Here is a 20,849-nt window from a genome sequence, read left to right as displayed (position 1 = left end):
GGAGACTTCATGGCTCAGGTTCATCCCACCGCGGTGGTTCATCCCGACGCCCGCCTTCACGAAACCGTCGAGGTCGGCCCCTATTCCATCATCGGTCCCCAGGTGACGATCGGTGCGGGCTCCCGCGTGGGGCCTCACGTCGTCATCGAAGGCCGCACGACGCTGGGCGAGCGCAATCGCATCTTCCAGTTCGCCTCCGTTGGCGCCGACCCGCAAGACCTCAAGTACGCGGGCGAGGACACGGAGCTGGTGCTCGGCGACGACAACCAGATTCGCGAGTTCGTGTCGCTGCACAAGGGGACCGCCGGTGGTGGCGGCGCGACCCGCGTTGGCAGTGGCAACCTCTTCATGGCCAACTGTCACGTCGCGCATGACTGCGTGGTGGGCAATGGCTGCCGCATCGGCAATGGCTCCGCGCTCGCGGGCCACGTGACGATGGAGGACCACGTCATCATCAGCGGCCTTGCGGCGGTGCATCAGTTCACCCGCCTGGGCAGGCACGCCTTCATCTCCGGCGGCGCCATGGTGACCATGGACATCCCGCCGTATGCCACCGCCCAGGGAGACCGGGCGGAGCTGGTGGGCCTCAACACGGTGGGCCTGGAGCGCAGCGGCTTCTCCAAGGAGCAGATCGAGCGGGTGAAGGAAGCGCACCGCATCCTGTTCCGCTCGAAGCTGACGCTCCAGGAGGCCATGGTGCGGCTGCGCGCGGAGCTGGCGGGCCACTCCGAGGTAGACCACCTCATCCAGTTCATCCAGCAGAGCAAGCGCGGCCTCACGCGCTGACGCCGTGAGCGACGGAGGGGCATCGGCGGTGGATCGGATTGGCCTCATCGCGGGCAACGGCCGGCTGCCCTTTCTCTTCGCGCGCGCCGCGAGGAAGAAGGGCCTGGAAGTCGTGGCCGTGGCGCACCGGGGAGAGACGGACCCGGCGTTGGCGTCGGAGGTGGACCTGCTGACGTGGGTGCGTGTCGGTCAGGTGGACCGCATCCAGAAGGCCTTCCGGGAAGCGGGCGTGAAGCAGGCGGTCATGGCGGGCGGCATCGGCCGCGTGCGGGCGCTGGCGGAAGCCCGGCCGGACCTGGGCGCGGTGCGCATCATCTCCCGGCTGCGCAGCTTCCGGGATGACGCGTTGCTGCGCGCGGTGGCCGCGGACTTCGAGTCGCGCGGCGTCACCATCATCGCCCCCACGGACTTCCTGGGGGAGGTGCTGTGCCCGGAGGGCCACCTCGCGGGGCCTCGGCTGCACCCGGCGCAGGAGAAGGACGTGGCCCTGGGCCGCGAAGTCGCCATGCTGCTGGGCCAGGCGGACGTGGGGCAGACAGTGGTGGTGCACAACGGCCACGTCCTGGCGCTGGAGGCGGTGGAGGGCACGGACGAGGCCATTCTCCGGGGCGGCAGGCTGGGTGGCAATGCAGGCGCTGTGGTGGTGAAGCGCTGCAAGCCGCAGCAGGACCTCCGCTTCGACCTGCCGGCCGTGGGCCCTCACACGCTGGAAGTCATGCAGGAGGTGGGCGCGCGTGTGCTGGCGCTCGAGGTGGGGCGCACGGTGCTGCTGGACGCCCCGGCCCTCTTCGCGGGCGCCGAGTCCAGGGGCATCACCATCGTCGGCGTGCCCTGAGCCCCAACGGCGGGTGACGGAGCGGGACCTGCCCGTTCAGGTGTGGGACGGCCTGCGACCAGCAGGGCCTCGTTCCCCTGTCCGGGCTCCCCTGGGACGGGGGGCGATTGAATACCGTTGCACCTCCAACGTCCCCCACGGGGAGCGTTTCCCTGCACGCCACCTCGTCCTACCCTCGCGGAGGATTCGACCCACACCTGCCGCGGATGGTCGCGGCACGTGACGCCAGAGGCCTACACCGCGCCATGAACGCCCGCCTGCTGCTCCTCGCCTTTGTCCTGTCTTCGCCGATGCCGGTGCTCGCGGACGCCGTTCGAGTCTCCCTGGAGGGGCGCGCCGTGCTGGGGGAGAAGCTCCCGGCGCTGCTGGTCCACATCGAGGAGCCCATCGCGGGCTTCGAGGTGAAGCTGAAGCGCAGCGACGGCCAGGACGTGGAGGTGAAGGGAGGCGGGAGTCCGGGCCTCACGCGCCGCATCGAGCTGAATCAGCCGGAAGGCCGCTTCCGCTACGAGGGAGCGCTCACGGTGCGCTTCCCGGATGCGGAATCCGGCGTGATGCCGTTGTCTTTCGACACGGAGCTCTACGGCACGCTGAAGCTGGACGTGCGCAAGGAGGACGTGGACGTGGCTTCGCGCCGGCTGCGCTTCGTCCTGTCCCGGCCCGCGAAGCGCGCGGAGCTGACGGTGTTGATGGACACCGGGAAGAAGGCCTTCGAGGGCGAGGTGCCATTCAAGGGGGAGGCGGGAGGGACGCCCCTGGAGCTGACGTGGCCGGCGGCGGAGGGGCGGGTGATGAAGATCTCCCTCCGTGCGTTCGACACGGCGGAGTTCTACACGGGCGTCGACCTGTATCCGTGGCAGGTGGACATTCCGCACGAGGAGGTGAACTTCGCCTCGGGCCGCGCGGACATTCCGGCGGCGGAGCGGGGCAAGCTGGACAAGAGCCACGCCCTCATCGTGGACGCGCTGACGAAGTACGGTCGCTTCGCGTCGCTGCGGCTCTACGTGATGGGCCACACGGACACCGTGGGGGCCGCGGCGGAGAACCTGGACCTGTCGGTGCGGCGGGCGAAGAGCCTGGCGGCCTATTTCCGGAAGAAGGGCCTGCGGGTGCCCGTGTACTACGAAGGGCTGGGAGAAGAGGCCCCGGCCGTCGCGACGCCCGACGAGACAGCGGAGGCGGGCAACCGCCGCGCGGAATACATCATCGCAGTGGAGGATCCGGTGCTTCAGCACGCGCCTCGCCCTCCGCGGTGGCGGAAGCTGTAGCGCAGTCATCGAGGGAGAGGAAAGGACGCATGGACCGATTCCACCAGAAGGCATGGGCGTTGCTCGGGCTGGGGGTGCTGGGGAGCACGGGATGCGCGCACCAGGCGCGTCTCGCGGAGCGTCAGGGCGTGGAGGCTGAGAAGTGTGAGCTCGTGCACCGGCTGCTGCGGGAGCCGGTGCCGTCCCAGGTCGTCCGCGAAGTCGTCGCGGCCGGTCGCGATGAGCCCGCGCCGGTGGTGGTGTACGTGCGCCGTCCGGAGGAGGCGATGCTGGAGCGCTTCTTCTCCGGTGATGCGCCCAGTTGCGGCGACGCCACCTTCAAGGTGGTGCAGGAGAACGTGCTCGACGCGGTGGTGGTGTACCTGCAGGAGGTCCAGGGCGGCTACGCGTACGACGCGCGCCGCGCCAGCCACGACGAGCTGTCACTGGAGGGAAAGCCGCAGGGCCTGCTGAAGCGCAGGGGCCCGGAATGGGTGGCCATCCCCGGACCTACTTGAACAGCTCCTTGCCGCCGTCCGCGATGAACTGCACCGCGATGGCGGCCAGGATGAGTCCCATCACCCGCTCGACGATGGCCACGCCGGACTGGCGCAGTACGCGCTGGATGAGCCCGGAGGCGCGGAGGATGAAGTAGCTGGCCACGAACGTCAGCACGACGGCGGCCAGCACGGGGATGGCGGAGACGAGCGTGTCGCCCTTGGCCATCAGCACCATGGCGGTGGCGATGGCGCCCGGGCCCGCCAGCAGCGGAATGGCGAGGGGGACGATGGCCACGTCCTCCTTCACCACGCCTTCCTGTTCCTCGGACGGCGTGGTGCGCGTCTCCGCCGGACGGGCGCGAAGCATGTCCAGCGCGGTGATGAGCAGCAGGATGCCGCCGGCCACCCGGAAGGCGCCCAGCGACACGCCGAACACCTTGAAGATGACGCCGCCGAAGAGGGCGAAGAACAGCATCATCCCGCAGGCCACCAGGCAGGCGCGCATGGCGGTGCGGCGCACCTTCTCCTGCGAGTCCCCGGCCGTCATCGCCAGGAACAGCGGGACGACGCCAATGGGGTCCACCACGAAGAAGATGGCCGACAGCGAGACGAGGAACAGTGACGCGTATTCCGGCATGACAGCCTGGACTTACACCGTGAGCCGCAGCTTCCACACCATGGTGAGAGCCTCGGCGAAGATTTTCTTGCTCATCTTGGAGTGACCCACGCGCCGGTCCTCGAAGACGATGGGCACCTCGCGCACGGTGAAGCCCTTGCGCAGCGTGCGGTAGGTCAGCTCGATTTGAAACGCGTAACCGGTGCTCTTCACCGAATCCAGGTCGATGGCCTCCAGCACCCGGCGGTGGAAGCACTTGAAGCCGCCGGTGAGGTCCTGGATGCCCACGCCCAGAATCGACCGTGCGTAGAGGCTGCCACCGCGGCTGATGAGCTGCCGCCCCACGCCCCAGTTCACCGTGCCGCCGCCCGTGACGTAGCGCGAGCCGAGCACCAGGTCCGCGCCGGCCTCGGCCGCATCCAGGATGCCGGGCAGGTAGCGCGGGTCGTGGCTGAAGTCGGCGTCCATCTCCAGGATGTACGTGTACTGCTCGGTCAGGGCCCAACGGAACGCGGCGAGGTAGGCGCGGCCCAGGCCCTCCTTCTTCTCGCGGTGGAGGACGCGTACGCGCGAGTCCCGCGCGGCGAGCCCATCCGCGAGCTGCCCCGTGCCATCGGGCGAATTGTCGTCCACGATGAGGATGTCGACCCGGGGGTCGGCCTCCAGCACCGCCTGGACGATGGCCTCGATGTTTTCCCGCTCGTTGTACGTGGGGATGCAGACCAGGGCTGGGTTCATGGCCCGGCCGACATACCCTAAACGCGGCCCGGGGGCAGCAGCTCCAGTACGGACTCCGCCGCCCGGGTGGCCGCGCCCGTCTCGCCCAGCCGGCCGCGCATCTCCGCCAACCCCTGGAGCATCTCCTCCCGGGGAGCACCGGGTATCCAGACGCGGCGGACCTCCTCGGCGATGCGCTCGGGCGTCATCTCCCCCTGGAGCAGCTCGGGGACGACGCGTCGGCCCGCCAGCAGGTTGATGAGGGACACGAAGGCCACCTTCAACATCAACCGGCCCACCCAGTATGTGATGAGGGACACCCGGTAGACGACCACCAGGGGGCGCTGCATCAGCCCGGCTTCCAGGACGGCGGTACCGGAGGCCACCACCGCGGCGTCACTGGCGCCCACGACCTCGGGTGCCCGGCCCTCCACCAGGATGGGCGTCACGCCACTGCCTTCAAAGCGGGACGTGATCTCCTCCCGGTCGATGGTGGGCGCGAGGGGGACGACGACCTGGAGTCCGGGCCGCTCGGCGGAGAGGCGTTTCGCCGCCTCCACCATGTCGGGAAGTAGACGGCGGATTTCGCCCATCCGGCTGCCGGGCAGCAGTGCGAGCGTGGGGGCGTCCTTCGCCAACCCCAGCCGCTCGCGGAAGGCCGTGGCCGTATCCGGCGAGGGAACCTGCTCCACCACCGGGCTGCCGACGTAGCGGGCGCTGACGCCGGCCTCCCGGTAGAAGTCTTCCTCGAACGGGAGGATGCAGAGCATCCGGTCCACCAACCGTTTGATGGTGTGCACCCGACCCCGGCGCCAGGCCCAGATCATGGGCGACACGTAGTAGGCGACGGGGACCCCCAGCGCCTTGAGCTTCTTGGCCAGGCGCAGGTTGAAGTCAGGGATGTCCACGAGGATGGCGACGTCCGGTTTGCGCTCGGCGGCGGCCTCGGCCAGGCCCTTCAGAATCTGAAGGATGCGGGGAATCCGGGGCAGGACCTCGGTGATGCCCATGACGGACACCTCCCGGGCGTCGAAGAGCAGCTCCACTCCCTGGGCGGCCAGGCGGGCACCGCCCATGCCAAAGAAGGTGAGGTCGGGACGGCGGGCCCGGAGGGCGGCGACGAGCTCGGCGGCGTGGGTATCGCCTGACGCCTCGCCGGCGACGACGAGGATGCGGGGTGGATTCGTCATGTGAGAGTCGCGCATCGTACCTGATGCGGGCGCGGGTGAAGGTGTAGACTGTGGCCCCCTTGAAGACGCTTCTGCTCGCCGAGAGCCATCCCCCCACGCTCGAGCACCTCAAAGGCCTGCTCTCCCAGGCTGGGTACACCGTTCGCGCGGTGAACGATCCGGTGACGGCGCTGGAGCACTTCGCGGCGGACAACCCGGACGTGGTGGTGCTGTCGGTGGACCTTCCGCGCGTGGAAGGCGCACACGTGGTGCATCTCATCCGAGGCCACGGACAGGGCGGCAGGGTGCCCATTGTCGCCATCGACAAGGGCCACCTGGGGCGCGCGCGGGGCGTGAGCTCGGTGCTGGACCTCAAGGTGAACGCCTATGTCTCGGACCCGCTCAAGCCGGGCGAGCTGGTGCCCCGGCTGGAGTCTCTGGTCCGCGCGGCGCAGGCGGTGCAACTCACCGGGCTGGCGGCCACGCTGTCCCGGCCCGCCGTCAATTCAGGCGAGCTGAAGGGCCACCCCCTGCCGGCGCTGTTCCACTCCATCTATCGGCTGCGCCGGGATGGTGTGCTCGTGGTGGCGCACCGGGGCTTGAGCCGGCGCGTATACTTCTTGCGCGGCGGGTCCGTGAGCTATGACTCCACGGCGAAAGCGGACTCGCTGCCGGGCTACCTGCTTACCCGGAACGTGCTCAACCCGCAGCAGGCGCAGCGGGTGACGGAGGCGCTGGACTCCGGTCTGCGCATCGGCGCGGCGCTCGCGGATGCGGGCGTGGAGGCGGCGGGCGAGGAACTGCTGCAGCTCTTGCGCGACTACAACCGGGACGGGGTGGAGCGGGTGCTGGGGATGCGCGAGGGCCGCTACGCCTTCTACGCGGGAGACGAATTCACGTCGGAGGTCGCGTCGGTGGAGGTTCCGCCGCTGGCGCCGGTGCTGGATGGCGCGCGCCGCTGCTTCACCATGAAGGTGATGGCGGCCGCGCTGCGGGCGCACATGGGCGACTACCCGGTGCGCTCACAGGAGTTCGGGCGCGACCTGCAGGCCATGGGGCTGGACACGGACGACCTGAAGATCGCCATGCAGGTGAACGGCCGCATTGCGCTGAAGGACCTGCTGGCGCACGGGCGTGGCGAGCTGCGCATGGCGTACTCGCTGCTGTGGTTCCTGACGCTGACGGGGGTGACGTTCTCCTCGACGCCCGTGGCCACGGGCACGGACGTGCTGTCCGCGGCGGTGCTGCCGGACCGGATCGCGCCGCGCAAGCGCAAGGCCCTGCCGCCCGAGACGGCGGCCTCGCTGCGGGAGGAAGCGCTGCGCATCATCACCCGCAGCTACTTCGGCGGGCTGGGGCTGGACATCGCGGCGGACGCGGAGGCGGTGGAGCGCGCCTATCACGAGACGGCGATGCGCTTTCACCCGGACACCTACGCCGAGTTCGACATCTCCGACCTGAAGGACCTGCTGGAGTCGGTGCAGGACCGGCTGTCCGCGTCGTACCGGGTGCTGAGCGTGGAGGAGAAGCGCAAGGCCTACCTCCAGTACCTCTTCAGCCGGATGGACGTGGGGCGGAACACGGCGGTGGTCGTGGATGCGGAAATCGCGCTGCGCCGGGGCGAGTCCGCCCTGAAGCGCCGCGACTTCCCGCTAGCGGCGAAGGCCTTCGAGGAAGCGGTGTCGCTCAATCCGGACGAGCCGGAGTACTACCCCTTCCTCGCCTGGGCCACGTACCGGATGCCCACGGGGGCGCCGGTGGTGCGGGCGCAGAAGGCGCAGCAGGTGCTGAAGAAGGCGCTGTCGCTGGGCCCGTACGTGGAGCGGTTGCACATCATTTCGGCCATCATCGACATGGACCTGGGAGACGCGCCCTTGGCGCGGAAGAAGCTGCAGCGGGTGCTGGAGTACAACCCGTACTCCCAGCTCGCGAAGGCGGCGTTGCGCAAGGTGGGACGCTAGCGATGCAGACGGTTCTCTGGCGGTTGCTGCGCTATGCGCGCCCGCATTTCGGTGTGCTCCTGCTGGCCTTCGTCGGCATGGCGGCGGTGGGGCTGACGACAGGCGCGTACGCGTATCTCACGGGCCCGGCGCTGCGCTTCCTGCTGTCGGGCGGTGAAGAAGGCTTCGCCAGCGCGCAGCGCGTGCCCTGGCTGGCGGACCTGCCCCGCGAGGCGGCCCTGTGGGGCTTCCCGCTGGTGATGGTCATCGTCGGCGCGGCGAAGGGCGTGGGGTACCTGGCGCAGTTCTACTTCATGGGCCTGTTCGCGCAGCGCGTGGTGAAGGACCTGCGGCGCGACCTGTTCCAGCGCCTCACCGCGCTGTCGCCCGCCCAACTCGCGCGTGAGCGGATGGGCGACCTGCTCAGCCGCTTCTCCTCGGACGTCAGCGCCGTGGAAGCGGCGGCCATGTACACGGTGGGCTCGTACCTGCGCGACAGCCTCCAGGTCATCATCCTGGCGAGCGTGGCGCTGGCGATGAGCCCGATGCTGGGCGGCCTCATGTTGCTGGTGATTCCGCTGGCGGCGCTGCCGGCCTCGAAGCTGACGCGCAAGGTGCTCAAGCGCACGCGGGAAGGTCAGACGCAGCTCGGCAACCTGGCGGGGCAGCTCCACGAAGGGCTGGGCGGTCTGCGCACCATCCAGGCCTTCAACGGGCAGGCGGCGGAGCTGGCTCGCTTCTCCGCCTTCGCGAAGGCGCACGAGAAGGCGGTGGTGAGCGCGGCGTGGGCGCGCGGCGCGGTGCCGGGGCTGATGGAGGTGCTGGCCGCGGCGGCCCTGGCGGGCGCACTGGCGTATGCGGCGAGCGCGCGGCTGATGGAGCCGGAGGCGCTGCTCTCGCTGCTGACGGCGGTCATCCTGGTGTACCAGCCGGTGAAGGACCTGGGCCGGGTGACGCAGTTCGCGGTGCAGGCGGGCGCGGCGGGTGAGCGGCTCTTCGCGCTGCTCGACATGAAGCACCCGGTGGAGGATGCGCCGGACGCGGTGCCCGCGCCGACCCTGTCGCGGAGCATCCAGTTCGAGGGCGTGCGATTCGCCTATGGAGACCGGCCCGCGCTGGACGGCCTGACGCTGGAGCTGAAGGCGGGGCAGGTGACGGCGCTGGTGGGGGCAGCGGCGGAGGCAAGAGCACGGTGACATCGCTGCTGCTGCGCTTCGAGCGGCCACAGAAGGGCCAGCTCCTCCTGGATGGTGTGGACGCGGACCGGTACACGGCCACGAGCGTCCGGGCCCAGTTCGCGCTGGTGACGCAGGAGCCGCTGTTGTTCCACGGCACGGTGCTGGACAACCTGCGCTACGCGAGGCCGGACGCCACGCGGGAAGAGGTGGAGGCCGCGGCGAAGGTGGCGCACGCGGATGGTTTCATCCGGGCGCTGCCCGAAGGCTATGACACGCGCATTGGCGAGCGGGGCGTGTCACTCAGCGGAGGCCAGCGTCAGCGGTTGTGCATCGCCCGCGCGGTGCTGGCGCAGGCCCCCGTGCTGGTGCTGGACGAAGCGACCAGCAGCCTCGACCCGGAGAGCGAGCGCGAAGTGCAGGCGGCGCTGGCGGCGGTCCTTCCGGGCCGCACGGCGCTGGTGATTGCGCACCGGCTGTCCACGGTGGTGAACGCGGACGTCCTCAACGTGATGGAGGCGGGGCGCGTCGTCGAGAGTGGCTCGCACGCGGAGTTGCTCCAGCGAGGCGGGCGGTATGCGGCGCTGTGGAGGATGCAGACGGAGGGCTCCTCGGAGCGAGGCGCGGCGTGAGCGGATTGAGGGTAGCGGTGGGGAAGGGGCTCCGGGCCGTCCTGGGGTTGGTGCTGCTGGTCCTGGCGTACGTGGGCTTCTTCGCGCTCTCGGCGTCCATGGCGCGGTACCCCGTGGTGCTCCCGAAGGACGATGCACCCCGGTGGGCGAGAGGGGCCTTCCACGTCCACACCACGCGTTCGGATGGGCGAGGCACGCCGGAAGCGGTGGCGGCGGCGGCGAAGGCGGCGGGCCTGGACTTCGTGGTGCTCACCGACCACAACGACTTCGCGCTCCGAGCGCCCGCTTACGTCCAGGGCGTGCTGTTGGTGCCCGGCGTGGAGATTTCGACGTCGGACGGGCACCTCGTGGCGTTCGGCATGTCGCGCCCGCTGGAGGGCATGCGCGCGTGGATGCCGCCGGGCGACGCGGTGCGCGCCGTGGCGGCGGCGGGAGGCACGGCGGTGCTGGCCCACCCCGTCCAGAAGCGCAACCCCTGGAAGGACGAGGCGAGCGCGAAGGAGGTCCCCGGCTTCGAGCTGTACTCGGCGGACACCTTCTTCCGGCACGCGGTGAGCAATCCGGTGAGCCGCCTGGTGCCCGCGGTGGGGGCCTCGCTGACCAACCCGATGCATGGCGTGATGTTGCTCGTCGTGCCGGAGCCGGAGCCCACGGCCCGCTTCCTGGAGTTGTCGAGTGAGCGGCCGCGCGTGGCGTTCTGCGCACATGACGCACACGGCCTGCCGCCGTACCGGGCCGTATTCGAATCCCTGGCCATGTACCTGCCACCGGAGCAGGTGCCCTTCCCGTTGCCCCCGGACGCGAAGGAAGCGGCGGAGCAGGTCAGCCGGGCCCTGGGCGGTGGTCAGGCCCTGTGTGCCTTCCGCGCCCTGGGGGAGCCTGGGGGCTTCGCATTGGAGGGCCTGGACGGTGTGCGGCGTGAAGCGCATGTGGGCGACACGCTGAAGGTCCGGCTCCCGGGGCATCCCGACGCGGAGTCGGTGCAGGTGCGGGTGTGGGGAAGCGCCCGGCTGGGGCGGACGGCCGGTCCGTCGAGCTGACCGAGCCGGGGGTGGCGCAGGTGGAAGTGTGGGTGCGGGCGCCCGGGCGCTTCTTCGGGACGGAATGGCGGCCCTGGTTGGTGCCCAGCCCCGTGCGCGTGCTGCCCCCGGGGCCGGGCATCTGATAGACGGCGCGACCAGCCGCCCATGCGCGTCCTCTACGTCCTCGCCACCTACCTGCTCTTCGCAGTCCTGTTCCCGGTGCTCGCACTGCACCGGAAGACGCGCCATGGGCTGATGGAGCGCCTGGGCTTCTATGGCCCGCACAGCCACCTGCCTCCCGGGGACGGGCCCATCCTCTGGCTGCATGGCGCGAGCGCCGGGGACCTGCTGGCCCTCTCGCCGATGTTCGGCCCGCTGCGGGCTCGTTTCCCGGGCTGCCGCCTGTTGCTGTCGACCATGACGGACAGCGGCTACGCGATGGCGAAGGGCCGGCTGGCCAACGACATCGACGGGGTCGTCTACGTTCCCTACGACCTCTGGGGCGCGACGCGGCGAGCGGTCCGGGCCATCCGTCCGGACGTACTGGTGTTGGAGTACACCGAAATCTGGCCCAACCTCATCCGCGCGGCGAAGCGGGGTGGGGCGCGAGTGGTGATGACGAACGGGCGCTTTTCGCCCGCGAACGTCGGGAAGTACCAGACGCTGTTCCGCCTCATCGGCAACCCGCTGCGGGATTTGGACCTCCTCCTCATGCGCGAGGAGGACGAAGCCGTCCGTGCGCGGCAGCTCGGTGCCAGGCCGGACTGGGTGAAGGTGACGGGGAACACGAAGTTCGACGCGCTCGCCGCGGGCCCGGTGCCCGAGGACGAGAACCTTCGCACGGCGCTGGGCCTGACGCCGGGCGAGCGGGTATGGATTGCCGGAAGCACCCATGAGGGCGAGGAAGCCCAGCTCCTGGGGGTGTACGCGCGGCTGCGCGAGCGGTGGCCGGACCTTCGGTTGGTGATTGCCCCCAGGTACGTGGACCGGGCGGCGCGAATCGTGACGCTCGCTCGCGAGGCGGGACTGAGCGTGGGGCTGCGCTCGCAGGGCAATCCGGAGCGAGGGCAGGTCGTGGTGCTGGACACCATCGGCGAGCTGTCGAAGGCCTACCGGCTGGCGACGGTGGTGTTCGTCGGCGGCTCGTTCACGACGCGCGGTGGGCAGAACATCCTGGAGCCCGCGGGGCAGGGGAAGCCGGTGCTCTACGGACCGCACATGGACAACTTCCGGGACAGCGTGGCGTTGCTGACGGGGCAGGGTGGGCTCCAAGTTCAGGACGCCGCGGCCTTGGAGCAGGCGCTCGGGTCGCTGCTCGAGTCACCGGAGCGGCTCGCGAGCCTGGGCGCCCAGGCGCTGGAGACGGTGGGCCGGATTTCGGGCGCCAGTGAAAGGAACGCGGAAGCGATGACGACGTTGTTTCCGCACGGGAGGCCGGACCCGCGATGACGCTCATCGTCCATCCGCATTTCCACCACCGCTACACGGGCGTGACGCGCCACGTGGAGACGGTGGTACCCGCGCTCGTCCGGGATTCAGGTTCGGAGACGCGCGTCATCGGCTCGGGCTTGAGTGAGGGGCTGCCCAGAATCACCTGGCCGGAGCTGCTCCGTCGGCTGCGCCGCGAGCCCGTGGTGTGGCATGCGCACCGGAACAACGAGCTCCTGGTGGGCATGCTGTTGAAGCTGCTGGGCCGAGAGGTCCGCCTCGTCTTCACCCGGCACACCTCGATGGCGCCCAGTGGCTTCACCCGCTTCATCGCGAGGGGTGCGGATGCACTCGTCTCGTTGACGAAGCAGGTCGCGGACGTCATCGCGCTGCCGTCCACGGTCGTCTCTCACGGCATCGACCTGACGCGCTTCCACCCGCCCGAGGACCGGGACGCGGCGTGGCGCAAGCTCGGCCTGGGCGGGCGTTACGGCATCGGCGTCATCGGACGCATCCGGAAGGAGAAGGGGCAGGGGGACTTCGTGCAGGCCATCCGCCCGCTCCTGCCCGCGCACCCCGACTGGCAACCCGTGCTGGTCGGGCTCGCGAAGGGGCCGGACTTGGATTGGTTGAATCAGCAGATGGCGGGCATCGAGGACCGCATCGCGTTGCCCGGCGAGCAGTCCGTCATCGAGCACTGGTATCAGGGGCTGAGCATCCTGGTGCACCCCTCGTATGCGGAGGGCTATTCGCTGGTGCACGTGGAGGCCATGGCCTCGGGCTGCTGCGTGGTGGCCTCGAAGCTGCCGTACCTGGACACGCTCATCGAGCACGGCCGCACGGGCTTCTTCTTCGAACCCGGAGACGTCCAGGGCCTGCGCGAGCTGCTGGACATGCTGATGCGAGAGCCCGAGCGCGCCAGGCAGATAGGCCAGAACGCGGCAGAGGAGGCCCGGCGTCGGTGTGGCGTGGAGCACGAGGCGCGAGCCCTGGCCGACGTGTACCGGGCGACCGTGGAGCGCTGACCGGATGCGAATCCTCCACCTGCTCGCGAGTCCCTTCTACAGCGGCCCGGCCGAGAACGTGGCGCTCCTGGCCCAGGCGCAGCGCGCCGCGGGACACGACGTCACGGTGGCGGTGGACCGCCGGCGCAAGGAGGTGCTGGCCGAGGAGCCCGCGGCCCCGCGCTTCGAGGAGCTCGGTCTTCTGGACGAAGGGGGCTTGGAGCTGTCCGTGAAGTCCCCGCCGTGGCGGATGTGGCGCGACCTGCGCCGCTTGAAGGCGCGGACGGTGGACGTGGTGCACGCGCACTTCAGTCATGACCACCTGCTGGCGGTGGGGACGGCCATCAGGCGCCATCCTGGTGCGCTCGCTGCACGCCCCGCGCTCATTGCGCTCCTCGCTCCCGGCCGCGGACGCCTACACGGTCCCCGCGAGCGCACTGCTGCCCCGCCTGTTGGAGAAGGGCGCGACGGCCCAGGTGCTGCCAGCCCTGGTGGACGCCCGGTTCCAGCCGGCGCCGGACGCGCGGTCGCTGCGAGCAGAACTCGGGCTCGAAGGCACTCCCGTCATCGGAATGGTCTCCACGTTCCAGCCTTCACGCCGTCACGCGGTGGGGGTGGACGCCTTTGCCCTGTATCGGAAGCAGCGGCCCGAGGCGCGTTTGGTGTTCGTGGGGGACGGCGGCCTGCTGGAGCAGACGCGCAGACAGGTCCAGGACCTGGGACTGGCGGATGCCGTGACGTTCGCGGGCTACCAACAGGGGGACGCCTTCGCGCGGTGGCTGCGAGCGCTGGATGAGGTCTGGCTGCTCGGCCTGGGCAATGACTGGAGCGCCCGCGCGGCGGCCCAGGCCCGTGCGTGCGGCGTCCGCGTGGTGGCGGTGGATGAAGGCGCCTTGCCGGACCTGACGGACGTGCGGGTGGAGAGACCGACGCCGGACGCCGTGGTCGCCGCGGCGCTGTCCGACCAGCGGGCGCCCGTGCGGCACCCGACGAACGAGCAGATTGCCGCGGAGGTCCTCGCGCTCTACGCGCGAGCGAGATGCACCCCGTGACGTCCCCGGATGCCCCCACCGCCATCGAGCGGGTGTTCTACCCGCCGTCGCCGGAGCCCTGGGGCCGCCGCGCCCTGCTATCGCCGCTCACGTTGCTGTCGTGGACGTACGCGGCCGCGGTGCATGTACGGGGAGCGCTTTTCGACGCGGGATTACTGCGCGCGGAGCGGGTGGAGGGGCTCAAGGTCATCTCCGTGGGCAACGTCAACGTGGGGGGCACGGGCAAGACGCCCGCGGTGCTCCATCTGGCAGAGCAGTTGGTCCAAGCGGGCCGCAAGGTGGGCATCCTGACGCGCGGTTATGGCCGCGCCTCGCGTGAGCCGCTGACCTTCATCGGGACGGAGCCGCTCCCTTCATCGGAGCTCGCGGGCGATGAGCCGCTCCTGCTGGCGCGTCGCTGTCCCCAGGTCCGGCTCTTCGTGGGCTCGGACCGAGTCGCGAGTGCCTACCGTGCGCGGGACGAGTTCAGCCTGGACACGGTGCTGCTGGACGATGGGTTCCAGCACCGCCGCCTCGCGCGAGACGAGGACTTCGTGGTCGTGGATGAGTCGGTGGGGCTGGGCAACGGCCACATGCTTCCCCGGGGGCCGCTGCGCGAGCCCCCTGCGTCACTCCGCCGCGCGACGCTTTTCTGGCTCAGGGCCCCCGCCACCGCTTCGGATGCTGCTGTGCTCCCGGTCACGATGCCCAAGGACACGCGCACGCCCCCATCCACCACGCACCTGCTGGTGCCGACAGAAGCGCGGTCGGAGCGTTTCTCTGACACGCTCGGCGGGTGGTTGCCCTCGAGCCCGGGGATTCCCAGGGTGAGGACACGCTATCGGCCCACGGCCTGGGTGGACCCGGAGGGCAACCTTCATCCCGTGACGGCGCTCACGGGACAGCCCGTGTTCGCTCTGGCGGGCCTTGCCCGGCCGGGGGGCTTCCTGAAGACCCTGCAGTCGCTCGGGACGGACGTGCGCGACGCAGCGTTGTTTCCGGACCACCATCGCTTCACCGCGGACGAGCTGCGCGACGTCCAGGCGCGAGCGGTGCGGCAGGGAGCTCGGGTGGTAACGACGGAAAAGGACGCAGTGCGTCTGCCCCAGGGCTTCGAGGCCTGGGTGGTCCGCCTGGGGGTCGAGGTTCTGGAAGGCGAATCCCATCTGAGGCGGGCGCTCGGACTGGAGGATGCACCGCGCGGCTTGTGAGGTGGGGTCGCCTGTGGGACAAACCGCCGCCATGGCCGCAGTCTCGCCCGTTCGTTCGATGCCGTCGCTCGCCCGCCTGCCGCACGCGTTTGCCCGCCGCAAGGTGTTGCTGGTGGGCGACCTCGTTGCTGACCACTACATCTATGGACAGACGGACCGGGTGAGCCGGGAGGCGCCCGTGCTCATCGTCCGCTACGAGTCCGCGGAGGTGAAGCTCGGAGGTGGCGCCAACGTGGCGGCCAACGTGCGAGCCTTGTCCGGTCAGGTCTCCGCCGTCGGCGCGCTGGGCCAGGACGAGATGGGCAAGGAGCTGCGCCGCCTCTGTGCCGAATCCGGCATCCAACTGGATGCGGTGAGCGGTCGCGGCATCGAGACGGAGACGAAGACGCGCATCCTGGCCGGTGGGGTGAGCACCACGCGGCAGCAGATGTTGCGGCTGGACCGAGGCCAGCGAGGCGCGCTCCCCCCGAAGATGCGCAAGGCGCTGGCGCGGCAGGTCGAAGCCTCTGCCCAGGACGCGGACGCGGTGGTGGTGTCCGACTACGGCGCGGGTGTGCTGGGGGACGAGGTGCGCGATGTGCTGCGTCGCCTGGCTGCGGACGGCATGCCCGTGTGTGTGGACAGCCGCTATGCCCTGTCATCCTTCTCGGGACTCACGGTCTGCAAGCCCAACGAGCCGGAGCTGGAGGCGCTCGCGGGGCGGCCCGTGCGGACCCAGGAGGACATGCTGGAGGCGGGGCACGCCGCGTTGAAGCGACTGGCGTGCCGCGCGCTCCTAGTGACGCGAGGCCGCCATGGCATGGCGCTCTTCGATGCGGACGGGGGCGTGGACCTCATCCCCGTCCATGGCGCGAAGGCGGCGGTGGATGTGACGGGCGCGGGAGACACGGTGATTGCGACGTTTGCCCTGGCGCTGGCCGCGAAGGCCTCGCTCGGCGATGCGGCGCGGCTGGCGAACGTGGCGGGCTCGTTGGTGGTGCAGAAGCCGGGCACCGCGACGGTGTCCCGCGATGAACTGCTCGAAGAGCTTCGGAGCGCGAGATGAGCACCCTCGAGAAAATCCAATCGCTCGCGAAGGTGGCGGAGGAGCGTGAGCGCTGGCGGGCCGAAGGGCGCACGGTGGCGCTGGCCAATGGCGTCTTCGATCTGCTGCACGTCGGGCACGTTCGGTACCTGGAAGGGGCGCGGGCCCTGGCGGATGTCCTCGTGGTGGCGGTGAACTCGGACGCTTCCACCCGGGCCTACAAGGGCCCCGGCCGGCCCTACATCCCCGAGGGTGAGCGGGCGGAGCTCGTCGCGGCGCTGGCCTGCACGGACCGGGTCATCGTCTTCGACGAGTCCAACGTTCGCGTCATCATCCGGGCGTTGAAGCCGGACGTGCACGTGAAGGGCACGGACTACACCCCGGACAGCATCCCCGAGGCCGACGAGGTTCGCGCCTATGGTGGGCGGACAGCCGTCTCAGGAGACCCGAAGGACCACAGCACCACGGACCTGGCCCGGCGGCTGGGCCGCGAGGGGCCGGGGTAGCCGGTGGCATTCATTGCAGAGGAGGTGTGGGCCGTCCTGGGCTGCCCTCACTGCAAGGCCCCCCTTCAGGCGCAGGAGGCTCAAACCCGGGTCACCTGCGCGCCGTGCCGTCTGAGCTGGCCCGTGGAAGAGGGAATCCCCAGGCTGGCCCCCGAACACGCGGTGGCGGAGCCTCCCGTGTCCGGGACGTGAAGCCTCAGGAGGGGAGGCTCGCCGCGAACGCCCGAACCTCTTCGGCCGCCCGCTCCTCCAACCCCTGACCGCCTGCACCATCGACCAGAGGGGTGAGGTCCACCATGCGGTGGGGGGCGTACGCATGGCCCCAGCGCTCCATGTCCATCCGCAGGAAGAAGGCCAGCGTGGGGGCACCCACCGCGACGGACAGGTGCATGGGCCCCGTGTTGTTGCAGAGGGTGAAGCCGGCCGCGCGCATCAGGGCGGCCAGTTCGTCCAGGTTGCTCGCGGGCGCGAGCTCGGCGCCAGGGGCTGCCTCCACCACCCCTCGTGCCAACGCTTCTTCCCCGGGACCCCAGGTGACGATGGGGGTACGCCCCAGCGCCACCAGTGCCCGAGCCGCGGCGGCGAAGGCCCCGGGTGGAATCCGCCGAGGTCCCAACCGCCCACCGGGGTTGATGACCGCGAAGGGCTTCCCGGCCAGGGCGTCCAGATAGGCGCGGATGGCGGGGCCTACGGAGGGCTCGCGGAAGGACAAACCACGCGCCACTGCGCCGTTCGTGAGCGGGGTCAACAGGTGCGTGCGTTGAACGGCTTCGTTCCGCGTGTCCGTGCGAGCGGGGACGGGCAGGGAGTGCAGGCGGGACACCGGCCAGAGGTCTGGACCGATGACGACGGCCCCGGGGCCCGCGAGCCGGGACACGAGCGCGCTCGTGACGGAGGGCGACTCCCAGTTGGCGCAGTCGACCACGACGTCATACCGGGCACGTCGCAGCGCGGCGATGCCGGGGGCCAGGGGGCCCATCCAGATTCTGCGCCGGTCAAAGGGAATGATGACGTCCGCGTCCGGGTGGCCGTTCAGGACTCGAGCGACCTTCGCGTGCACCAGGACGTGGACCTCGGGCGCGGATGGGAGGTGCGCCTTGAGGGTTCGCATCAACGGCGTGGTGAGGAGCGCCTCGCCCACGCGGTTGTCGGGCCGCACGAGCAGCACCTTGCGAGGACCAGGAAGTGGGGTGCCAGGACGCCGCCGGCGGCCCGGGCGCCACAGCAGGGCGGACGCCACGAGCGCCAGTGCCAGCTTCGCCCATAATTCGAGCCGCTTGTGCCAGGACATCTCGCGGCGGGACCCTACACAGAACTGGGGGCGGTGCAAGCGCGCGGCTTGACCTCGGCCCCGAAAGCCCCTAGCAACCGCCCAATGTTGAAGAGCATGACGGGGTTTGGCGCGGGCCGCGCGCGCGTGGGGGACGAAGAAGTCTCCGTGGAGCTGCGCTCGCTCAACCACAAGTTCTGTGAAGTGAAGGTTCGCCTTCCCCGGGAGCTGTCGTCCCAGGAACCGCTGGTGTCCAAGCAGGTGAAGGACCGGCTTGCCCGAGGCTCGGTGGAGCTGCTGGTGAAGCGGCAGGCCCCCACCGCCTCGGGAACGGTCCCCACCGTGGACCTCGGATTGGCGCGGGAGTACGTGCGCGCGTTCCGGGAGCTGGCCAGCGAGCTGGGTCTGCCGGGAGACGTTGCCTGGTCGCAGGTGGCGAACCAGCCCGGCGTGGTGCGTCTGGAAGAGAAGGGCGTGGAGCTGGACTCCGCCTCCCAGGCGCTCCAGGCGGCGCTGGACCAGGCGCTCACGGCGCTGGAGAAGATGCGCCAGGTCGAGGGCGAGGCCATCTACGCCGACCTGGATGCCCGGGTGAAGCTGCTGGAAGGGTGGAGCAAGGAGGTGGCCCAGCTCGCTCCGAAGGCCGTGCAGGAGTACCAGCAGCGGCTCACCGACCGGATTGCCGAGCTCGCGAGCGGCGTCGCGGTGGACCCGCAGCGGCTGGCCCAGGAAGTGGCGCTCTTCGCCGAGCGCACGGACATCGCCGAGGAGGTTACCCGCCTGGCGAGCCACCTGGAGCAGTTCCGGGCTCTCATGGCCAGCAACGAGCCCGCTGGCCGCCGAATGGATTTCCTCGTGCAGGAGATGCACCGCGAGGTGAACACGACCGGCTCCAAGAGCCAGCACGCCGAGATTTCCGTACGCGTGGTGGCGATGAAGGCCGAGGTCGAGCGCATCCGCGAACAGGTGCAGAACGTCGAATGAACGCGAATACCGTGCTCCCACCTGGCTTGTTGCTCGTGCTCTCCGCTCCTTCCGGGGCGGGGAAGACCACTCTCGCGCACCGGCTCCTCAAGGAGACGCCGGATGCGGTGTTCTCCATCAGCGTCACCACCCGAAGGCCTCGGGGGAAGGAGCGCGAGGGGGTGGACTACAACTTCGTCGACGTCGCGACCTTCCAGTCGAAGATCGAGCGCGGCGAGTTCGTGGAGTGGGCGGAGGTCTATGGCCACTTCTATGGAAGCCCCCAGTCGGTGGTGGATGAGGCGCGCGCCCGCAAGAGCGCTGCCATCTTCGACATCGACGTGCAGGGCGGGCAGGCCATCAAGCGCAAGCACCCGGATGCAGTGACCATCTTCGTGCTGCCACCGTCCATGGAGGAGTTGGAGCGCCGCCTGAGGGATCGTCAGACGGACTCCGATGAGACCATCCGGCGCCGGATGCTGGCGGCTCGCTCTGAGATCGAGCGGGGGATCGCTTCCTACGACTACGTGGTCGTGAATGACGACTTCGAGCGTGCTTTCAGTGACCTGCGCTCGGTGGTGGTGGCGGAACGTTGCCGGCGCGAACGTGTGGACGTGTCGAAGCTGGGCCTGGGAATCGGCGGCTGACCACCGCGGCGGAAGTGCTCAGAATCAAACTTCTTGCGCAGTCCGATCTCTTGGTGGATAAGCGGCCACACCTCGCCGCGTTGCGCGGACGTCACACAGGCGTCCGCTCGGTGGCGGTTACTCACATGTCCCGTCTCCATCGGGAGCGGAATCAGGTGTGTGAGTGTTTGGGTTTTCTGAATGGCATTCAGATAAGGCCGCGGACCTGGTCCGAGTTCCTCGCGAATGAGGATGCTCGCCGGGTCCGGAGCGTTTGAGAAAGCGCGATGGACGGTCGGCCGAAAGGTGCAGTAGGCCAACGGGCGGGTGGTAGGGGAGCGGGCAGGGGTGAGACGCTCCAGTGGTTGACAGGAAGCGCGGCGGTGATAGAAGCCGCGCCCCTCGCAAAGAAGCCCGCGCACTGGCGCGGAAGGTACTTCGAGCGAGTCAGTGCAAAAATATGGAATACGGCGGTCAACGCAGGAGGTTGACAGGAGACGCGGCGGTGGTAGAAGCCGCGCCCCTCCGGAAGAAAACAGCGGAAGCCACTGGGCGGCGCTGAAGATTCCGGAAGCCAGCAGGACGGCGAAAAAAAGCAGCTTGATAAAAGACGCCGAGTTGAAATAGAAGCTGACACCCCGCCGGGCAGAAAAAAGACGGCGAGGCAGCAACGAAGAAGACAGTAGCAGAAAGTCGCTGGCGGGACAAGCGACTCGCTCTTTGAAAACCAAATAGCAAGCCCAAGAAGAAGCTAGATTGCGGAAGCCGCAGTCAATTTCTTAAGACGGTGCCAGCCAGGTCGCGCTGCGAAGCGCAGCCGGCAGCACTGTAACGAATCAGCGAGTTTCAGGTTCCTTAGCCGGGCCTGAGACTGACGCCGGTTCAAATCTTCAAAAATTCAATTGGAGAGTTTGATCCTGGCTCAGAACGAACGCTGGCGGCGTGCCTAACACATGCAAGTCGAGCGCGAATAGGGGCAACCCTTAGTAGAGCGGCGCACGGGTGCGTAACACGTGGATAATCTGCCTGAGTGCTCGGGATAACCAGTCGAAAGATTGGCTAATACCGGATAAGCCCACGGTTTCTTCGGAGACTGAGGGAAAAGGTGGCCTCTGTATACAAGCTATCACATTCAGATGAGTCCGCG

18 protein-coding genes, 1 rRNA gene and 2 pseudogenes (1 of these 21 only partly in view) are annotated in these 20,849 nt (G+C 69.4%); 17 read left to right on the top strand and 4 right to left on the bottom strand.

Annotation, left to right across the window (positions count from 1 at the left end; translation table 11 throughout):
• Positions 1-9 precede the first annotated feature (9 nt).
• The 4 genes from lpxA to QEG98_RS25160 all read left to right on the top strand — a co-directional run bounded on the left by lpxA (position 10) and on the right by QEG98_RS25160 (position 3,386).
• Positions 10-786, top strand: a complete 777-nt coding sequence (gene lpxA, locus QEG98_RS25175; RefSeq protein ID WP_316563113.1) for an acyl-ACP--UDP-N-acetylglucosamine O-acyltransferase — start codon at positions 10-12, stop codon at positions 784-786.
• 28 nt (positions 787-814) lie between these two features.
• On the top strand, positions 815-1,621 hold the full coding sequence (locus tag QEG98_RS25170; protein WP_316567959.1) for an LpxI family protein: 807 nt from the start codon (positions 815-817) through the stop codon (positions 1,619-1,621).
• A 245-nt stretch (positions 1,622-1,866) separates the two neighbouring features.
• On the top strand, positions 1,867-2,889 hold the full coding sequence (locus tag QEG98_RS25165) for an OmpA family protein (protein WP_316563112.1): 1,023 nt from the start codon (positions 1,867-1,869) through the stop codon (positions 2,887-2,889).
• Between the two features lie 29 nt (positions 2,890-2,918).
• A complete protein-coding gene (locus QEG98_RS25160) occupies positions 2,919-3,386 on the top strand; it encodes a hypothetical protein (protein WP_316563111.1) in 468 nt (155 codons plus the stop codon).
• On the opposite strand, the gene QEG98_RS25155 is transcribed toward QEG98_RS25160, so the two are convergent.
• The 3 genes from QEG98_RS25155 to lpxB are packed head-to-tail and all read right to left on the bottom strand — an operon-like array spanning position 3,379 to position 5,891.
• Positions 3,379-4,005, bottom strand: a complete 627-nt coding sequence (locus QEG98_RS25155; protein ID WP_011554707.1) for a MarC family protein — start codon at positions 4,003-4,005, stop codon at positions 3,379-3,381. The genes QEG98_RS25160 and QEG98_RS25155 overlap by 8 nt on opposite strands.
• Positions 4,006-4,017: 12 nt before the next feature.
• A complete protein-coding gene (locus QEG98_RS25150) occupies positions 4,018-4,722 on the bottom strand; it encodes a polyprenol monophosphomannose synthase (RefSeq protein WP_316563110.1) in 705 nt (234 codons plus the stop codon).
• A gap of 17 nt (positions 4,723-4,739) precedes the next feature.
• Positions 4,740-5,891 carry a lipid-A-disaccharide synthase gene (gene lpxB / locus QEG98_RS25145; protein ID WP_316563109.1) on the bottom strand — a complete coding sequence of 384 codons (1,152 nt, stop codon included), beginning with the start codon at positions 5,889-5,891 and terminating at the stop codon, positions 4,740-4,742.
• 50 nt (positions 5,892-5,941) lie between these two features.
• Between lpxB and QEG98_RS25140 the strand changes: the two genes are divergently transcribed.
• From QEG98_RS25140 to QEG98_RS42170, 10 genes and pseudogenes are all read left to right on the top strand, one after another.
• Positions 5,942-7,831, top strand: a complete 1,890-nt coding sequence (locus tag QEG98_RS25140) for a DUF4388 domain-containing protein (protein WP_316563108.1) — start codon at positions 5,942-5,944, stop codon at positions 7,829-7,831.
• A gap of 2 nt (positions 7,832-7,833) precedes the next feature.
• Positions 7,834-9,617 (top strand): annotated as a pseudogene (locus QEG98_RS25135) (ABC transporter ATP-binding protein).
• A gap of 17 nt (positions 9,618-9,634) precedes the next feature.
• A complete protein-coding gene (locus QEG98_RS25130) occupies positions 9,635-10,657 on the top strand; it encodes a CehA/McbA family metallohydrolase (RefSeq protein ID WP_316563107.1) in 1,023 nt (340 codons plus the stop codon).
• A gap of 147 nt (positions 10,658-10,804) precedes the next feature.
• A complete protein-coding gene (locus QEG98_RS25125) occupies positions 10,805-12,088 on the top strand; it encodes a 3-deoxy-D-manno-octulosonic acid transferase (RefSeq protein ID WP_316563106.1) in 1,284 nt (427 codons plus the stop codon).
• Positions 12,085-13,092 (top strand): glycosyltransferase family 4 protein, encoded by a 1,008-nt coding sequence (locus QEG98_RS25120; protein ID WP_316563105.1) that lies wholly within the window; start codon positions 12,085-12,087, stop codon positions 13,090-13,092. The genes QEG98_RS25125 and QEG98_RS25120 overlap by 4 nt, the downstream gene beginning before the upstream one ends.
• Positions 13,093-13,096: 4 nt before the next feature.
• Positions 13,097-14,123: pseudogene (locus tag QEG98_RS25115) on the top strand (glycosyltransferase).
• A complete protein-coding gene (lpxK, locus tag QEG98_RS25110) occupies positions 14,120-15,313 on the top strand; it encodes a tetraacyldisaccharide 4'-kinase (RefSeq protein ID WP_316563104.1) in 1,194 nt (397 codons plus the stop codon). Before QEG98_RS25115 ends, lpxK begins: the two are co-directional and overlap by 4 nt.
• Positions 15,314-15,344: 31 nt before the next feature.
• Complete coding sequence (locus tag QEG98_RS25105; RefSeq protein ID WP_316563103.1) at positions 15,345-16,358, top strand: bifunctional ADP-heptose synthase; 1,014 nt, start codon at positions 15,345-15,347, stop codon at positions 16,356-16,358.
• Positions 16,355-16,843 carry an adenylyltransferase/cytidyltransferase family protein gene (locus tag QEG98_RS25100; RefSeq protein ID WP_140864353.1) on the top strand — a complete coding sequence of 163 codons (489 nt, stop codon included), beginning with the start codon at positions 16,355-16,357 and terminating at the stop codon, positions 16,841-16,843. The genes QEG98_RS25105 and QEG98_RS25100 overlap by 4 nt, the downstream gene beginning before the upstream one ends.
• A 3-nt stretch (positions 16,844-16,846) precedes the next feature.
• Positions 16,847-17,035, top strand: coding sequence for a Trm112 family protein (locus QEG98_RS42170; protein ID WP_081436799.1), 189 nt, complete (start codon positions 16,847-16,849; stop codon positions 17,033-17,035).
• Positions 17,036-17,039: 4 nt separating this feature from the next.
• Here the strand turns inward: QEG98_RS42170 and QEG98_RS25095 are convergent, their stop codons facing one another.
• Positions 17,040-18,134 carry a glycosyltransferase family 9 protein gene (locus QEG98_RS25095; RefSeq protein ID WP_316563102.1) on the bottom strand — a complete coding sequence of 365 codons (1,095 nt, stop codon included), beginning with the start codon at positions 18,132-18,134 and terminating at the stop codon, positions 17,040-17,042.
• Between the two features lie 84 nt (positions 18,135-18,218).
• Here QEG98_RS25095 and QEG98_RS25090 point away from each other — a divergent pair, with 84 nt between their 5' ends.
• From QEG98_RS25090 to QEG98_RS25080, 3 genes are all read left to right on the top strand, one after another.
• The gene (locus QEG98_RS25090) at positions 18,219-19,097 is read left to right on the top strand and encodes a YicC/YloC family endoribonuclease (RefSeq protein ID WP_011554693.1); all 879 of its coding nucleotides are present in this window, start codon (positions 18,219-18,221) and stop codon (positions 19,095-19,097) included.
• Entirely contained in the window at positions 19,094-19,723 is a 630-nt protein-coding gene (gene gmk / locus QEG98_RS25085; RefSeq protein ID WP_011554692.1) for a guanylate kinase, read from the top strand. Before QEG98_RS25090 ends, gmk begins: the two co-directional genes overlap by 4 nt.
• A gap of 878 nt (positions 19,724-20,601) precedes the next feature.
• Positions 20,602-20,849, top strand: a 16S ribosomal RNA gene (locus tag QEG98_RS25080) (it continues 1,290 nt past the right edge of the window).

It is taken from the genome of Myxococcus sp. MxC21-1, from assembly GCF_032612255.1.
GTDB classification, from domain to species: domain Bacteria; phylum Myxococcota; class Myxococcia; order Myxococcales; family Myxococcaceae; genus Myxococcus; species Myxococcus virescens.
The sequence above is the reverse complement of the archived record's forward strand: the minus strand, read 5'-3'. Positions and strand labels throughout refer to the sequence as shown.

Excerpts from the sequence above, each read along its gene's own strand:
- QEG98_RS25090 (WP_011554693.1), top strand. The coding sequence starts at position 18,219 with ATGTTGAAGAGCATGACGGGGTTTGGCGCGGGCCGCGCGCGCGTGGGG.
- QEG98_RS25120 (WP_316563105.1), top strand. The coding sequence starts at position 12,085 with ATGACGCTCATCGTCCATCCGCATTTCCACCACCGCTACACGGGCGTG.
- QEG98_RS25150 (WP_316563110.1), bottom strand. The coding sequence starts at position 4,722 with ATGAACCCAGCCCTGGTCTGCATCCCCACGTACAACGAGCGGGAAAAC.
- QEG98_RS25125 (WP_316563106.1), top strand. The coding sequence starts at position 10,805 with ATGCGCGTCCTCTACGTCCTCGCCACCTACCTGCTCTTCGCAGTCCTG.
- QEG98_RS25160 (WP_316563111.1), top strand. The coding sequence starts at position 2,919 with ATGGACCGATTCCACCAGAAGGCATGGGCGTTGCTCGGGCTGGGGGTG.
- lpxB (WP_316563109.1), bottom strand. The coding sequence starts at position 5,891 with ATGACGAATCCACCCCGCATCCTCGTCGTCGCCGGCGAGGCGTCAGGC.
- QEG98_RS25155 (WP_011554707.1), bottom strand. The coding sequence starts at position 4,005 with ATGCCGGAATACGCGTCACTGTTCCTCGTCTCGCTGTCGGCCATCTTC.
- gmk (WP_011554692.1), top strand. The coding sequence starts at position 19,094 with ATGAACGCGAATACCGTGCTCCCACCTGGCTTGTTGCTCGTGCTCTCC.
- QEG98_RS25105 (WP_316563103.1), top strand. The coding sequence starts at position 15,345 with ATGGCCGCAGTCTCGCCCGTTCGTTCGATGCCGTCGCTCGCCCGCCTG.
- QEG98_RS25165 (WP_316563112.1), top strand. The coding sequence starts at position 1,867 with ATGAACGCCCGCCTGCTGCTCCTCGCCTTTGTCCTGTCTTCGCCGATG.
- QEG98_RS25100 (WP_140864353.1), top strand. The coding sequence starts at position 16,355 with ATGAGCACCCTCGAGAAAATCCAATCGCTCGCGAAGGTGGCGGAGGAG.
- lpxA (WP_316563113.1), top strand. The coding sequence starts at position 10 with ATGGCTCAGGTTCATCCCACCGCGGTGGTTCATCCCGACGCCCGCCTT.
- QEG98_RS25095 (WP_316563102.1), bottom strand. The coding sequence starts at position 18,134 with ATGTCCTGGCACAAGCGGCTCGAATTATGGGCGAAGCTGGCACTGGCG.